The organism is Bradyrhizobium sp. CCGB12 (assembly GCF_024199845.1).
Taxonomy (GTDB): domain Bacteria; phylum Pseudomonadota; class Alphaproteobacteria; order Rhizobiales; family Xanthobacteraceae; genus Bradyrhizobium.
The window spans coordinates 3139611-3154514 of sequence record NZ_JANADO010000001.1; the positions used below are offsets into that span (position 1 = coordinate 3139611).

The window sequence follows — 14904 nt, forward strand, 5'->3', positions numbered from 1 at the left end:
TTCTGCTACGTCCCGAACAAAAGTCGCTGACGGCAGAACCACTTTGCTAGTGAACGCGTATCCCCTCTGCGAGACTAATGTCTGATTTGGATTATGGATTCGAGGATGAATAGCGTGAACGGGTCCGGTTCGTCAGCTAAACCGGCGCGGCTGTGGCAGGTCGTCATTTTGGCGGCGGCAGGCGCGATCGGTACGGCCGGCCAGGCGGACGCAGCGTATTATTATTGGACCGATTATTCCGACGGGTCCTATTACCCCAGGCAGGATCGGCGTCCCGAAATGCCGCGCCAGAAGCCGCAGAAGCGCAGTGCGGCGGGCAAGAAGGAGATCGCCGCCGCGAAGGAAGCCGGCACCAAGCCGCAAGGCCCGCTGGTCATCGTGGTCTCGATCGATCGGCAGAAGGTGACGGTCTACGACACCAATGGCGTGTTCGCGGAATCCCCGGTGTCGACAGGCATGAAGGGCCATTCGACGCCGATGGGTGTGTTCAGCGTCATCCAGAAGCACAAATTCCACCACTCCAACATCTATAGCGGCGCGCCGATGCCGTACATGCAGCGGATCACCTGGTCCGGCGTAGCCATGCATGCGGGCGTGCTGCCGGGCTATCCGGCCTCCCATGGCTGCATCCGCATGCCGATGGCGTTCGCGGTGAAGATGTGGAACTGGACCAGGATGGGCGCGCGCGTGATCGTGGCGCCCGGCCAGATGTCACCGCAAAGCGTCTCGCATCCGCTGCTCGCCTCCGTGCGTGTGCCGCCGCAGCCCACTGCCAGCCTCGCGCCGCAGATCAATGCCGATGACAAGGCCGATAAGGGCGAACTGCAGACCAAAGTCACCGAAGCCAAGGCGACTGAAAGCACGGCAGCAGAGACGAAGACCGCCAGCGCGGACAGCGTGCTCGAACTGCGCACGTCGGTCGGCCACACCGTGATGTCGGATGTGACCACCGGCAATGCACCCGCCCGCGAGCAAGCCGCCGCGCCGGCCGACAAGATCGAGACCAAGACCGCCGAGGCATCTGACGTGGCTGAAGCCCCCAAGGCTTCAACAGCGGCCGACAAGCACGACGCCGCCAAGACCGAGCCGGCAAAAGCCGAGCCTGCCCAGTCCGAAGCAGCCAAGACCGAAGCTGCCGCCCCCGCGAAGAAGCCCGACACATCGGCGCCGGCACTCGCCGCCTCGCCCGACGTGAAGAAGGACGAGACTCGCGTTGCCGATCCCGCGCCTGCGGCAAAGCCGGACGCGCCGAGGCGCGCCGGCCAGATCGCCGTCTTCATCAGCCGCAAGGATTCCAAGCTCTACGTCCGGCAGAATTTCGCTCCGCTGTTCGAGGTGCCCGTCACCATCGCCGCGAGTGACAGGCCGCTCGGCACGCATGTCTTCACCGCCGAACTCGACAAGGCCGATTCCAATGCCCTGCGTTGGTCGGTGGTGTCGCTGCCGATCTCCGTCCGCGCAGCCGTGCGCGATGACGACGGACGCGTGTCACGCCGCCAGCGCGGCGCTGCCGTGATCCCCGTTGCCGCAAAGCCGGTGGTCACGCCGGACAGTCCGACGGAAGCCCTCGACCGCATTGCGATCCCCGCCGACACCATGGCAAAGATCAACGAGATGCTGACCACTGGTGGCTCGATCATCGTCTCCGACCAGGGCATCAACCAGGGCGAGACCGGCGAAGGCACCGACTTCATCGTCCGCCTGTACTGAGCTTCATGGCTCCCGATAACGCGGTGTTGACGAGTGACGTCGCACCGGCGGGGTAACATGCGCTCCGGATCATTTCGGGGGACGCCGTCATGATGAACCGCAGAACCTTGCTCACCGCTGCGCTTGCAGGCATGCTTGCACCCGCAACACGCGCATTCGCCGACGGCGGCATGAGCCGGATCTCGGCCTATGCCTTCTCCTTTCCCGCATTGTCCGGCGACGACATCCGCCTTGCCGCCTTCACTGGCAAGCCGCTGCTGGTGGTGAACACCGCCTCGCTCTGCGGCTACACCCCGCAATATGCGGGTCTTCAGGAGCTCTGGGGCGAATTTCGCGAGCGCGGGCTCACCGTGATCGGCGTGCCCTCCAACGATTTCGGCGGCCAGGAGCCCGGCGGCGCCGGCGAGATCACGGAGACCGCGCACCACCAATACGGCGTTACCTTCCCGATCGCGGCCAAGGCAACTGTGGTCGGGGCGAAGGCGCATCCGTTCTACAAATGGGCAGCCGAGACCCGGCCGAAGGACGTTCCGCGCTGGAACTTCCACAAATACCTGATCGGCCGGGACGGCTATATCGCCGAGGTCTTTCCGTCCGCGGTCGCGCCGACCGATACGCGGGTCAAAACGGCCGTTGTCAAGGCGCTGGCCGACAGTTGACGCGAGCTGCGCCAATCCGGTTGGGCACAATTGTGGCGGGGCATCAAACAGCCGTTGCAATGGCGAGGGCCCACCATCTAGGCTAGGATCGTTTGGGGCAGGATGGTTTTTGCCGCAGGCGAAAAAGCCGCGGCAGAACAACGGGATCAATCTCGAGGACATCACCATGCGTGTGGCGGCAGGACTGATTTTGGTAAGCGCGATGTCGGCTGCGATGACCGGCGCAGCATGGTCGCAGACACCGGCCGCCAAACCCGCAGCGGCAACGCAGGCCGCACCGACGGCAACGCCGGCAGCTGCCCCGCCCGCTGCGGCTCCAGCGGCAGCTCCCGCTACAGCCACCGCCACGCCAGCTGGCTTCGTCAATCCGCCGCCCCCCAAACAGGCGCCGCAGCCGGCGCGCGCAGCCTGCAACACGCCTGGCGCGCTCGGTGTTGCCCGCACCGTCGAGATCGATACCACGGGCGGTCCGGGCTTCGGCTTCGAGCATTTCAAGGAGCTCGACTTCCTGCGCGACAAGGAGGTTGTCCTGACCTTCGACGACGGCCCGTGGCCGCGCAACACACCCGCGGTGCTGAAGGCGCTCGCCGATGAATGCACCACCGGCATCTTCTTCTCCATCGGCAAGCACGCGACCTACGAGCCGGAGATCCTGAAGCAGGTCTACGCGGCCGGCCATACGGTCGGCGCCCACACCTGGTCGCACGCCAACCTCAACAACAAGAAGCTCACGGAAGCGCAGCGCAAGGAAGAGATCGAGAAGGGCTTCAGCGCCGTGAAATGGGCGCTCGGCGGCATCTCGCCGTCGCCGTTCTTCCGCTTCCCGGCACTCCAGCATCCGCCGGAGATGGTCACCTATCTCGGCAATCGCAACGTCGCGATCTTCTCTTGCGATATCGACTCGTTCGACTTCAAGGCCTCCAAGCCCGAGAAGGTGGTCGAGACCGTGATGAAGAAGCTCGACACCAAGGGCAAGGGCATCATCCTGATGCACGACTTCCAGAAGCACACCGCGGAAGCCCTGCCCGAGTTGCTCAAGCGCCTGAAGGCCGGCGGCTACAAGGTGGTGGCGATGCGCGCGAAATTCCCGGCCTCGACACTGCCCGAATACGACCAGGAGCTGCTCAAGGACGCCAAGCTGCCGACGGTGAGCCAGCGCCCGGTCAATTCAGTGGTGACGACCGTTTCGGAATAGAAGGCAATTGTCTTTCCGGTTCGAAGGCTACGTCATCGTCTCCGCGGACGGCATGCTCGCCGACGCGACGCATGTGATGCCGGACAGCCTGAAGTTCGATGGCGACAAGCTGTTCTTCGAGCAGGCGCTCGATCGCGCCGCGCTGGTCGTGCACGGCCGCAATTCGCACGAGCAGCAGCCGAATTCGCCCAAGCGCAAGCGCCTGATCCTGACCCGCAAGATCAAGGCGCTCACCGTCGATCCCGAGATGCCGAACGCGACGTTGTGGAATCCGGAACATGCCAGCTTCGAAGAGGCCTGCGGCTTCGCCGACGTCGCCTCCGGCACCGTCGCGATCATCGGCGGCCCTGTCGTGTTCGACATGTTCATGGATCGCTACGACACGTTCTGGCTGTCGGAAGCCCCGCATGTGCGGCTGCCCGGCGGCGAAGGCTGTTTTGTCGGCGTGCCCAACCGGACGCCACACGACGTGCTCGCCTCGCACGGGATGAAGCCGGGCAGGCCGTATCTGCTCGACGCGGCGCATGACGTCACCGTCACGCCGTGGCGCCGAGCCTAGCGCAGGCGATCTGCGCTACGGCGCCGGAAGGTGATAGGCCAGCACGCCGCGCAACGTGTGCACGGTACCGCCGGCGCTCAGGCTGGTCATGAAATCAGATGCCAGATCGTCCCTCGCTCCAAGATGCGTGACGCGATACTCCGCGCGGGCGGAGATGCTGTCCGTAAAGAAGCGTTCGAAGCCACCGCCAAATGTCGCACCGTGATATTCCCGGGTCGGAGCAGTGCCGGGAAATCCAAGGAAATTGTATGAGATCGACTGCGCGGTCGTTCCGCTGTAGCCACCGAGCAGATAGACCAGCGTCTCCGGCGCCACGAGATAGCCGACGCGTCCGCCGACGGTCCATCCCCACTTCACGGCGGCAAGGTCCGAAGAGATCGCGACACCGGCTCCCCCGGCCGATGCCGTGACCCTGGCGCCGCCATTCGTGCCGGCATCGATCAACCCGAACGCGCCGACGACCCATTTCGGCGCGATCTGGCGATCGTAACCGATCGTGAATGTGCCGCCGACGTCGGCACCGCCGAGACCGGACGCGTTGAAATCCAGCACGCCGGCGAACGAACCCGCGACATGGGGCGTGATGACGTCTCCCCCGATGCCCGCGCCGACGTAAACGCCGGTCCATGTCGGATTGAGCGCCGGCGTCGTCGATGCGGCCGCAGGTCCGCCGAACTGTCCGAAGCGGTAGGCCGCGCCGATCCTGACCACATGCTCGGAGAGGTCGGTGGTCCACACCGCGCCGAGTGGATCGACCGTGGTGTTGCGGCCAAGCGCGACGTAGCGGTATTCGCCGCGCAACGACACGTTGTTGGCGAGCCGATATTCCGCACCGGCGCCGACCGTGTAACCGTGCGACGTCAAACCCGATTCCTGCACGGTGAACGACGGACCTCCCCCGAGGATCACGTAGTTGAGGCTCCAATTTTTGATCCGCATCTCGCTGTAGCCGGCAAGGCCATAGAGCAGGATATCGGGCGTCACCAGAAATCCCGCGCGGCCACCGATCGTCCAACCCTGGTCCAGCGACGGCATCGCGGCGCTCAGGCTCTGGCCAAAAAACGGGCTCGTCGCGCTGGCTGTCGTGCGCTGGCGCGACCAGTCGTAATCGACGAAGCCGCCGACCACGACACGCGGCGCAACCTGGACGTCAAATCCGGCGAAAACAGACAGGCCGAGATCGGCGCCCTGCAGGCCGTCGAGAGTGAACAAATCCGGGCCGCCGCCGACCGGCGTCAAATTCGAACGACCTGTCGCGAAGTCGAAGCCTAACCCTGCGCCGACATAGAATTGGGTCCAGTTCGCGACGGGAACTGCCCGCGGCGGCGCCTTCACCGGCAAATCGGCTGCATGTGCCGTCGCCCCAGCAAATGCAGCAACATGTGCCGCTCCCAGAAGAGCACACGCCGCCCGTCGCTTCGAATGAACCAAGTCCCGCCCCCATAGCCTCCGGTTGCGCCCACGCAACCGTCAGCCCGGTCATATTCTGCACGGACGCAGGTCCACAAGGTCGCAAGCGCGCGTGGTTCACAGCGGACGCGATATTGTGGAACCGCTGTGTTCTCAAAGCCATAACGTGTGAATGAGGGTTCACGCGCACCGCGTACGGAGCCTCGTCTGTTTCCCGTCAGAAACAGACAGTGGTGGCGATTGCGCTTCGCGCAGCCGCCGGGCCAACCCACCCAGTAACGTCCTACACGTCCCCGTAGGCCGCTTCAGCCGGGCGCGTCGTGCGGCCGTAACCCATGATCATGAACAGCGCGCCGATGATCGAGAGGTTCTTGAGCGCATCGACCAGCATCTTGGCGTTGTCGGGTGCCGCCATATTCCAGAAGTCGTAAAACAGCACGGTCGAAACCGCGACGTAGATGATCAGCAACATCGCAAAGAATCGCGCGCCGAAATTCAGCGCGATCATCAGCCCGGCGATGACCTCGAGCGCTCCGACCGCGATCGCGAGCAGTTGCGGGGTGGTCATGGCAGTCGCGGTCTCGACCTGCTTGGCGTAAGGCGCAATCATTTCGGGCACGACGACCTTGGTGGCGATGAAGTCGGCCGTCGTCTGGATCGCGAACAGCTTGGTCGCGCCAGTGTAGATGAACAGCACGGCGAACAGGATTCGCCCGAAAGTCACGAACGCTGGCATGATCGGCCTCTTGGCTCAGGCTTTTTAAAATCGGCGTCTTGACGAAAGTACTGTGCGATTATGAAGAGTCATTCGCCAGTTTACAAACGGGGAAATGGCGAACTGAAGGTAATTCAAAACTAGCGGCGGGCTGTGCAGGGAGTGGCGCTCCCTAGCGGAATCGAACCGACCGGGACAAATTCGGCCACCACTCTCTCGGCGTCATGGCCGGGCTTGACCCGGCCATCCGCGACTTGCTCCACGGTACGAAGATCGTGGAGGCCCGGGCCTTCGCCTCGCCGAAGCGGCTTCGGCCGCGCAGGCGGGACAAGCCGGGCACGACGAGTTTCGTGGAGCGGTGCCCTTATGTGAACAACGTCGGCTGCTGCCGCGAGGCGCGCTCCTGCGCTTCGACCACCGCGACCGCGGTCATGTTGAGGATGCCCCGCGCCGTCACCGACGGGGTGAGGATATGCGCCGGGCGCGCCGGGCCGACCAGGATCGGGCCGACGGGGAGCGCGTCCGCCAGCGACTTGATCATCTGATAGGCGACGTTGGCCGTATCGAGGCTCGGCATGATCATGATGTTGGCCTCGCCCTCGAGCTTGGAGTGCGGCAGCACCATCTTCCGCGCAGCAGCTGAAAGTGCCGTATCGCCCTGCATCTCGCCGTCGGCCTCGATCTCCGGATGCTTCTCCTTCAAGAGCTGGGTCGCCCGACGCATCTTGCGCGAGGACTCCGTGTCGTAGCTGCCGAAATCGGAGTGCGAGACGAAGGCGATCTTCGGCTTGATGTTGAAGCGTTGAACGTGGACGGCCGCCAGCGAAGCGATCTCGGCGAGCTCTTCCGCGCTCGGGTTGGGCCGCACCTGTGTGTCGGCGATGAAGAACGCGCCCTTGCTGGTGATCAGCAGCGCCAGCGCCGCGTAGTCGCTGATACCAGGCGAGAAACCGATGATCTCGCGGACGTGGCGCAGATGGCTCATATAGCGGCCTTCGACGCCGCAGAGCATGGCGTCCGCCTCGCCGCGCGCCACCGCGAGCGCGGCGATCACCGTGTTGTTGGTGCGCACCACCGTGCGCGCCGCATCGGGCGTCACGCCGCGGCGCCCGGCGACCTCGACATAGGACTGCACATAGGAACGGTAGCGCGGATCGTCCTCGGGATTGACGAGGTCGAAATCCTTGCCGGCCCTGATCGACAGCCCGAAGCGCTTGATGCGCGCCTCCACCACGGACGGACGGCCGACCAGGATCGGCGTCGCCAGCTTCTCCTCCAGCACCACCTGCGTGGCGCGCAGCACGCGCTCGTCCTCGCCTTCGGCGTAGATCACGCGGACCGGCTGGGTCTTGGCCTTGGCGAACATCGGCTTCATGACGAGGCCGGAGCGGAAGGCGAAGCGTTCGAGCAGAGCTCTGTATTCGTCGAAATTGGTGATGGGCCGCGTCGCAACGCCCGACTCCATCGCCGCCTTCGCCACGGCGGGCGCGATGCGCAGGATCAGGCGCGGGTCGAACGGGCTTGGGATCAGCGAGCCTGGGCCGAACCCCTGGGTCTCGCCGGTGTCGAAACCCTGGGCCACGGCGTCCGACGGCGCCTCGCGCGCGAGCTGCGCGATAGCCTCGACGGCGGCGTGCTTCATCTCCTCGTTGATGGCGCTGGCGCCGACGTCGAGCGCGCCGCGGAAGATGAAGGGGAAGCAGAGGACGTTGTTGACCTGGTTCGGATAGTCGGAGCGGCCGGTGCAGATCATGGCGTCGGGCCGCACCTTGCGCGCTTCCTCCGGCATGATCTCCGGCGTCGGGTTGGCGAGCGCCATGATCAGCGGCTTGTCGCCCATCGCCTTGGCCATCTCGGGCTTGAGCACGCCGGGCGCCGAGAGACCGATGAAAATGTCGGCGCCGCCGATGACGTCGGCCAGTGTGCGCTTGTCGGTCTTCTGCGCATAGACCGCCTTCCAGCGGTCCATCGAGGTGTTGCGGCCCTCATGCACGAGGCCGTCGATGTCGCAGACCCAGATGTTCTTGCGCTGCGCACCCATCGACACCAGGAGATTCAGCGTCGCGATGGCCGCGGCCCCTGCCCCCGACGCCACGATCTTGACGTCCGACAGCTTCTTGCCGTTGAGCCTGAGCCCGTTGGTGATCGCCGCGGCCACGATGATCGCGGTGCCGTGCTGGTCGTCATGGAAGACCGGGATCTTCATGCGCTCCTTCAGACGGGTCTCGATCTCGAAGCATTCCGGCCCGCGGATATCTTCCAGATTGATGCCGCCGAAGGTGGGCTCGAGCGCGGCCACCGTCTCGACCACGCGGTCGATGGTGTCGGCCGCGATCTCGATGTCGAAGACGTCGATGCCGGCGAATTTCTTGAACAGGACCGCCTTGCCCTCCATCACCGGTTTGGAGGCCAGCGGGCCGATATTGCCGAGACCGAGCACGGCGGTGCCGTTCGAGACCACGGCGACCAGATTGGCGCGGGTGGTGAGCGAGGCGGCCTCGGCCGGATTCTTGGCGATCTCGGTGCAGGCGGCCGCGACGCCGGGAGAATAAGCGAGCGCGAGGTCGCGCTGATTGGCAAGCGGCTTGCTCGCCTGGATCTCGAGCTTTCCGGGGCGCGGCAGACGGTGATAGGCCAGCGCCGCCTGGTGGAGATCATCAGAATAAGACGACATGCGGTGTCTCGCCTCGCGTTACCGGCCTCGAAATGCTTCATCCGGAGCAGCCAGCCCAATGGGAGGGTATTTCCGGGTCGTGGAAACGGGATGAAGCACGGCGGGCGCCCCGGTGGCAACATCCGATTGCGCCCCCATCAACAGGGCGCACGGTCAAATATCTGATAGCGCTAGCTTTCCCTGGACCGCGCGGCATTTCCCGAATATGGCAGGTTGCGCAGTGCAAAACGAGCAACCGGAGTTGGGAATGAAGCGAATCCTGATCGGCCTAATCGTGGCAGTCGTGCTCGCCGCGGGCGGGTGGTTCGGATTCAACCTCTACGTCCAGCACCGGGCGACTAGCGAGGTCGAGGCGGCGTTCGAGCAGATGCGCGCCAATGGCGGCAAGGCGAGCCACGGCAAGATCGCGTTTGAGCTCGCGACCCGGACGCTGACGATCGAGGACATCAATGTCGAGCCCGGCCAGCCGGAGCTGGCCCGCGTCAAGATCGCAAAGGTCACGGCCGCCGGCGTACGCCAGCCAGACGAAGCCCACTTCGCGGCCGACAGTATCGAGGTGTTAGGGGTCGAGGTCGCCTTCACCTACACCGAGCGGGCGAAGCTGAAGGCGAACTACAAGATCCCTGAGATCACCGCTCGCGACTTTTCCGGTCCCACCCGTGCGGCGAGCGCTCCGCTGTCCGGCTCGATCATCGACATGTACCGCTTCATGCTCGCGCAATACGCAACCGTCTCGGCGTCCTCGATTGCGGTGCCGACCATCGCGGTCAACGTCGATGCGGGCACCGGCAATGCCGGCAGCGGAGACTTCATCTATTCCGGTCTCGCGGTCCAGAACGTCAATCGCGGCAAGATCGAAACGGCGAAGACCGATCGCGTCACCTACACGCTCGACTTGAGCCAGCCGGGCAGGCCAGCAAAGATGACCGGCGAGCTGTCCGGGTTGGCCGTCACTGATTTCGACGCAACCGCAATAACGGCCGCACTCGATCCGCAAGGGTCCGGCGATGACGGCTTCCACAGGATCTATCGACGCATCTCTGCCAATTCGTACGCGGTGACGATGGCACCGGGCGTGCGCGTGCAAATCGACAACTTCGCCATCGACGACATCGCGATCCAGCCGTCGAAATTCCGTCCTCTCGAGATCATGGCGTTGATGCCGGCAGACCGCGCGATCCCGACGCCGGCGCAGTCGCGCGAGATGATCACGAAGGTGGCCGACTTCTTCGAGGGGTTTCGGATCGGCAAGGCGGAAATCGGCAAACAATCGATCGAGACGCCGCAAGGGACGGCAAGGCTCAACGCCGTCAAATACGATCAGGATAAATTTGCGCTGGAAGGCCTCGACATGCCGATGCCGCAGGGGCAGCTCAAGATGGAGCGCTTCGCGCTGAAGTCCTTCAGCGCGGCGAGCCTGCTCCGCTGGGCGGCCGGCTTCAGCAATCCCGGCCAGGCGCCCTCGCCCGATCAGATGCTGGGCCTGTTCCGGGTGCTCGAAGGCGCCGAGATCAAGGGCGTGGTTTCGCCGTACAAGAACACGCGGCAACTGGTCACCATCGACACGATTAGCCTGAACTGGGGCCAGCTCGTCGGCTCGATCCCGAGCAAGGCCAATCTGATCGTGAAGATGGTCACGCCCACCGACCCCGCCAATCCGGCGCAGCGGCCGCTGATCATGGCCGGCGTCGACAAGCTCGCGATCGATCTCGATCTCGGCGCGGCCTGGACGGAGTCATCGGGCGCGTTCGCGCTTGCGCCTGCGACCCTCGATCTCGGCAATCTCGCGAAGGCGCAAGCGCGCTTCGCGCTTGCCAAGGTGCCGCGCGCCCTGTTCACCACGACCGACCCGATGGAAGCTATCAGTGAGATGGCGCAGGTCGAGGCCGGCCCGCTCGAGCTCTCCTTGCGCGACAGCGGCGTCGTCGATCTCGTCGTGGCGCAGTTCTCGCGCATGCAGAATGTCAGCCGCGACGCGGCGCGCGGCGCCATCGTCGAGATGATAAGGGCACAGGGCGAGAAGATCGCGGCGTCCAATGTGGATGTCCGGGCGGCGGCGGACGCACTTGCCGGCTTCGTCGAGACGCCAGGGCAGACGCTGACCATCAAGCTGACTCCGCTCGGCAAGGTGCCGGTGCTTCAGCTCATGGATGTCCTGAACAGCGAGCCGATCGTCGCGCTGGCGCAGTTCAGGATCGAGGCTTCGACGGGGCTGTAACAGAGAGACGCGGCTCTCTCCGCCTCGTCATTGCGAGGAGCTCTTGCGACGAAGCAATCCAGAGTCCCTCCGCGGAAAGATTCTGGATTGCTTCGCTGCGCTCGCAATGACGATGTGGAGAGAGTTCCCCACATCCGCGGAAGGCGCGTAGCCCGGATGGAGCGTTAGCGTAATCCGGGACAACTCCGTCAGCGCATGAGATGCCCCGGATTGCGCTCCGCTCCATCCGGGCTACGGGCTGCGTCGTTGCAGATGCAGCCCGCTCCGCCTCACTTCTGCGGCAGGTTCACCCGCACATGCAGCTCGCGGAGCTGCTTGGTGGAGGCGTCCGACGGCGCGCCCATCAGGAGGTCCATGGCCTGCTGGTTCATCGGAAACAGCGAGATCTCGCGCAGATTCGTGGTGCCGCAGAGCAGCATCACGATGCGGTCGACGCCCGCTGCCATGCCGCCATGCGGCGGGGCGCCGTACTGGAAGGCGCGATACATGCCGCCGAAACGATCGACCACTTCCTGCTCGCCGTAACCTGCGATCTCGAACGCCTTCACCATGGCTTCCGGCACGTGGTTGCGGATGCCGCCCGAGGCGATCTCGTAGCCGTTGCAGGTGATGTCGTACTGGAACGCCTTGATGGTCAGCGGATCCTGGCCCTTCAACGCCTCAAGCCCGCCCTGCGGCATCGAGAACGGATTGTGCGAGAAGTCGACCTTCTTGTCGTCCTCGTTGTACTCGTACATCGGGAAGTCGACGATCCAGGCGAGCTCGAACCGTTCCTTGTCGGTGAGGTTCAGTTCCTCGCCGACCTTGTTGCGCGCAAGGCCGGAGAACTTCCAGAACTTGTCGGGATCGCCGGCGACGAAGAAGGCGGCATCGCCTTCCTTCACGCCGAGCTGCGCGCGGATCGCCGCGGTGCGCTCGGGCCCGATGTTGTTCGCGAGCGGGCCAGCGCCCTCGCCACCTTCGCGCCACATGATGTAGCCGAGGCCGGGCTGGCCCTCGCCCTGCGCCCACGAGTTCATGCGGTCGCAGAACGCGCGGCTGCCGCCGCCCGCAGCGGGAATGGCCCAGACCTGGTTCTTGGGATCCTCGAGCATGCGCGCAAAGACCTTGAAGCCGGAGCCGCGGAAGTGCTCGGAGACGTCCTGCATCTCGATGGGATTGCGCAGGTCCGGCTTGTCGCTGCCGTATTTGCGCAGCGCCTCGGCGAACGGAATGCGGCGCCAGTTCTTGCTCACCGGCTTGCCCTTGGCGAACTCCTCGAACACGCCGGTGATCACAGGCTCCATCGCCGCGAAGACGTCTTCCTGGGTGACAAAGCTCATCTCGACATCGAGCTGGTAGAATTCGCCCGGCAGACGGTCGGCGCGCGGGTCCTCGTCGCGGAAACAGGGCGCGATCTGAAAGTAGCGGTCGAACCCCGACATCATCAAGAGCTGCTTGTACTGCTGCGGCGCCTGCGGCAGCGCGTAGAACTTGCCGGGATGGATGCGCGAGGGCACCAGGAAGTCGCGCGCGCCTTCCGGCGAGGACGCGGTCAGGATCGGGGTGTTGAACTCGAAGAAGCCCTGCCCCTCCATGCGCCGACGCATCGACTTGATGATTTCGACGCGCGTCATGATGTTCTGGTGCAGCTTCTCGCGGCGCAGGTCGAGGAAGCGGTACTTCAGGCGGATGTCCTCAGGATATTCCTGATCGCCGAACACAGGCAGCGGCAGGTCGCCGGCCGGGCCCAGCACCTCGATTTCGCTGACATAGATCTCGACCTTGCCGGTCGGCAAATCGTCATTGTCGGTACCCTCGGGGCGACGGCGGACCTTGCCGTCCATCTTGACCACGAATTCCGAGCGCAGCTTTTCGGCCAGCGAGAATGCCGGCGAGTCCGGATCGACCACACATTGGGTCAGGCCGTAATGGTCGCGCAGGTCGATGAACAGCACGCCGCCATGGTCGCGAACGCGATGGACCCAGCCCGAGAGGCGGATGGTCTCGCCGATGTTGCTCTCGCGGAGCGCGCCGCATGTATGTGACCGGTAGCGATGCATGGTCGTCCCAAAATCAATGTCGGAGGGGTCGAATCGGACGGCCTGAAACGACCGGTCCGAAGTTGCGGCAGGGTTTACCCGACGAGGCCGGGGGCGGCAACCAAGGGAACGCCCTGTTTTGGGCCTGATGTGCCCATTTTCAAGCGCCGAGCCTTTGCCATCAGGCGTTCCAGCCCTATCTTGAGGCCATGACGGTCCATTTCCCCTTCCAGAACTCCTATTCGGCGCTGCCGGACAGCTTCTTCGCCCGCGTCGCGCCAACCCCTGTGGCAGCGCCCCGGCTGATCAAGCTGAACCGACTACTGGCGGTCCAGCTCGGACTCGATCCCGACCTGCTGGAGACCCCTGAGGGCGCCGAGATCCTGGCCGGCAAGACGGTTCCCGCCGGCGCCGACCCGATCGCCATGGCCTATGCCGGTCATCAGTTCGGGCAGTTCGTGCCTCAGCTCGGCGACGGCCGCGCCATCCTGCTCGGCGAGGTCATCGACAGGGACGGTATCCGCCGCGACATCCAACTCAAGGGCTCCGGCCCCACGCCGTTCTCCCGCCGCGGCGACGGCCGTGCCGCGCTCGGGCCGGTGCTGCGCGAATACATCGTCAGCGAAGCGATGTATGCGCTGGGTATCGCGACCACGCGCTCGCTCGCCGCCGTCGTCACCGGCGAGCACGTCATCCGCGAGACCGCGCTGCCCGGCGCGGTGCTGACGCGGATCGCCTCCAGCCACATCCGTGTCGGCACCTTCCAGTTCTTCGCCGTCCGCCGCGACACCGAGGCGATCCGCCGGCTCGCTGACCACGTCATCGTCAGGCACTATCCGGATCTGCTCCATGCCGAGCGACCCTATCACGCGCTCCTGGCCGCAGTCGTCGCGCGCCAGGCCGATCTCGTCGCGCGCTGGCTCCTGGTCGGCTTCATCCATGGCGTGATGAACACCGACAACACGTCGATCTCCGGCGAGACCATCGATTACGGCCCCTGCGCCTTCATGGATTCCTACAACCCCGCGCAGGTGTTTTCTTCGATCGACGAGATGGGCCGCTACGCCTATGCCAACCAGCCGCGCATTGGCTTGTGGAATCTGACGCGCCTCGCCGAATGCCTGCTGCCGCTGTTCTCCGACGACCAGGAGAAGGCGATCGCGGAAGCCCAGGACATTCTCGGCGCCTTCTCGGAGACCTTCAGCAATGCCTATCAGGCAGGCCTGCGCAAGAAGGTCGGCCTGTTCACGGAGCGCGACGGCGACGAAGCGCTGATCCAGGACCTGCTCGACGCCATGGCGAAGAACCAGGCCGACTTCACCCTCACCTTCCGCAAGCTCGGCGACGCCGCAGGCGATCCGGCCGCGGGCGACGCGCGCGCGCAGTTCATGGACCCCGCGACTTTCGACGAATGGGCCGGGCGCTGGCGCGAGCGCATCGCCCTGGAGCCGCAGAGTGCGGCCGAGCGGCAAGCCGCCATGCACGCCGTCAATCCGATGTTCATCCCGCGCAACCACCGCGTCGAGGCCGTGATCCAGGCCGCGGTGAACGACGACGACTACGCGCCGTTCGAGGAATTGGTGAAGGTGCTGGCAAAACCGTTCGAGGACCAGCCGGACCACGTTGCCTACGCCGATCCGCCGCTGCCGGACCAGCGCGTGCTGCAGACGTTCTGCGGGACGTGAAGCAAGCTCGGTGCGTAGGGTGGATTAGCCGAAGGCGTAATCCACCTCTTCTCTCGAT

Annotated in this window: 10 protein-coding genes; 6 read left to right on the forward strand and 4 right to left on the reverse strand. The window is 64.9% G+C overall.

Going from position 1 to position 14904, the window contains the following annotated elements; genetic code table 11:
- Nucleotides 1-105 precede the first annotated feature (105 nt).
- The 4 genes from NLM27_RS15125 to NLM27_RS15140 all read left to right on the forward strand — a co-directional run bounded on the left by NLM27_RS15125 (nucleotide 106) and on the right by NLM27_RS15140 (nucleotide 4123).
- Entirely contained in the window at nucleotides 106-1710 is a 1605-nt protein-coding gene (locus NLM27_RS15125) for a L,D-transpeptidase family protein (protein ID WP_254144061.1), read from the forward strand.
- An 89-nt stretch (nucleotides 1711-1799) separates the two neighbouring features.
- Nucleotides 1800-2369, forward strand: coding sequence for a glutathione peroxidase (locus NLM27_RS15130; protein ID WP_254144062.1), 570 nt, complete (start codon nucleotides 1800-1802; stop codon nucleotides 2367-2369).
- Between the two features lie 166 nt (nucleotides 2370-2535).
- Nucleotides 2536-3564 (forward strand): polysaccharide deacetylase family protein, encoded by a 1029-nt coding sequence (locus NLM27_RS15135; RefSeq protein ID WP_254148830.1) that lies wholly within the window; start codon nucleotides 2536-2538, stop codon nucleotides 3562-3564.
- Between the two features lie 7 nt (nucleotides 3565-3571).
- Entirely contained in the window at nucleotides 3572-4123 is a 552-nt protein-coding gene (locus tag NLM27_RS15140) for a dihydrofolate reductase (RefSeq protein WP_254144063.1), read from the forward strand.
- 15 nt (nucleotides 4124-4138) lie between these two features.
- Here NLM27_RS15140 and NLM27_RS15145 read toward each other — a convergent pair whose 3' ends face one another.
- From NLM27_RS15145 to NLM27_RS15155, 3 genes are all read right to left on the reverse strand, one after another.
- The gene (locus NLM27_RS15145) at nucleotides 4139-5590 is read right to left on the reverse strand and encodes an outer membrane protein (RefSeq protein WP_256569974.1); all 1452 of its coding nucleotides are present in this window, start codon (nucleotides 5588-5590) and stop codon (nucleotides 4139-4141) included.
- Between the two features lie 226 nt (nucleotides 5591-5816).
- Nucleotides 5817-6269, reverse strand: a complete 453-nt coding sequence (locus NLM27_RS15150) for a DoxX family protein (protein ID WP_254144065.1) — start codon at nucleotides 6267-6269, stop codon at nucleotides 5817-5819.
- A 343-nt stretch (nucleotides 6270-6612) separates the two neighbouring features.
- On the reverse strand, nucleotides 6613-8922 hold the full coding sequence (locus NLM27_RS15155) for an NADP-dependent malic enzyme (protein WP_254144066.1): 2310 nt from the start codon (nucleotides 8920-8922) through the stop codon (nucleotides 6613-6615).
- A 247-nt stretch (nucleotides 8923-9169) separates the two neighbouring features.
- On the opposite strand from NLM27_RS15155, the gene NLM27_RS15160 reads away from it, so the two are divergent.
- Nucleotides 9170-11140 (forward strand): hypothetical protein, encoded by a 1971-nt coding sequence (locus tag NLM27_RS15160; protein ID WP_254144067.1) that lies wholly within the window; start codon nucleotides 9170-9172, stop codon nucleotides 11138-11140.
- Nucleotides 11141-11409: 269 nt separating this feature from the next.
- On the opposite strand, the gene aspS is transcribed toward NLM27_RS15160, so the two are convergent.
- Nucleotides 11410-13182 (reverse strand): aspartate--tRNA ligase, encoded by a 1773-nt coding sequence (gene aspS / locus NLM27_RS15165; protein ID WP_254144068.1) that lies wholly within the window; start codon nucleotides 13180-13182, stop codon nucleotides 11410-11412.
- A gap of 188 nt (nucleotides 13183-13370) precedes the next feature.
- Here aspS and NLM27_RS15170 point away from each other — a divergent pair, with 188 nt between their 5' ends.
- Nucleotides 13371-14846 carry a YdiU family protein gene (locus tag NLM27_RS15170; protein WP_254144069.1) on the forward strand — a complete coding sequence of 492 codons (1476 nt, stop codon included), beginning with the start codon at nucleotides 13371-13373 and terminating at the stop codon, nucleotides 14844-14846.
- The last annotated feature ends 58 nt before the right edge of the window (nucleotides 14847-14904 follow it).

Bases quoted from the DNA above. Each gene is read 5' to 3' on its own strand.
- NLM27_RS15125 (WP_254144061.1), top strand. From the start codon at position 106: ATGAATAGCGTGAACGGGTCCGGTTCGTCAGCTAAACCGGCGCGGCTG.
- aspS (WP_254144068.1), bottom strand. From the start codon at position 13,182: ATGCATCGCTACCGGTCACATACATGCGGCGCGCTCCGCGAGAGCAAC.
- NLM27_RS15155 (WP_254144066.1), bottom strand. From the start codon at position 8,922: ATGTCGTCTTATTCTGATGATCTCCACCAGGCGGCGCTGGCCTATCAC.
- NLM27_RS15130 (WP_254144062.1), top strand. From the start codon at position 1,800: ATGATGAACCGCAGAACCTTGCTCACCGCTGCGCTTGCAGGCATGCTT.
- NLM27_RS15135 (WP_254148830.1), top strand. From the start codon at position 2,536: ATGCGTGTGGCGGCAGGACTGATTTTGGTAAGCGCGATGTCGGCTGCG.
- NLM27_RS15150 (WP_254144065.1), bottom strand. From the start codon at position 6,269: ATGCCAGCGTTCGTGACTTTCGGGCGAATCCTGTTCGCCGTGCTGTTC.
- NLM27_RS15160 (WP_254144067.1), top strand. From the start codon at position 9,170: ATGAAGCGAATCCTGATCGGCCTAATCGTGGCAGTCGTGCTCGCCGCG.
- NLM27_RS15170 (WP_254144069.1), top strand. From the start codon at position 13,371: ATGACGGTCCATTTCCCCTTCCAGAACTCCTATTCGGCGCTGCCGGAC.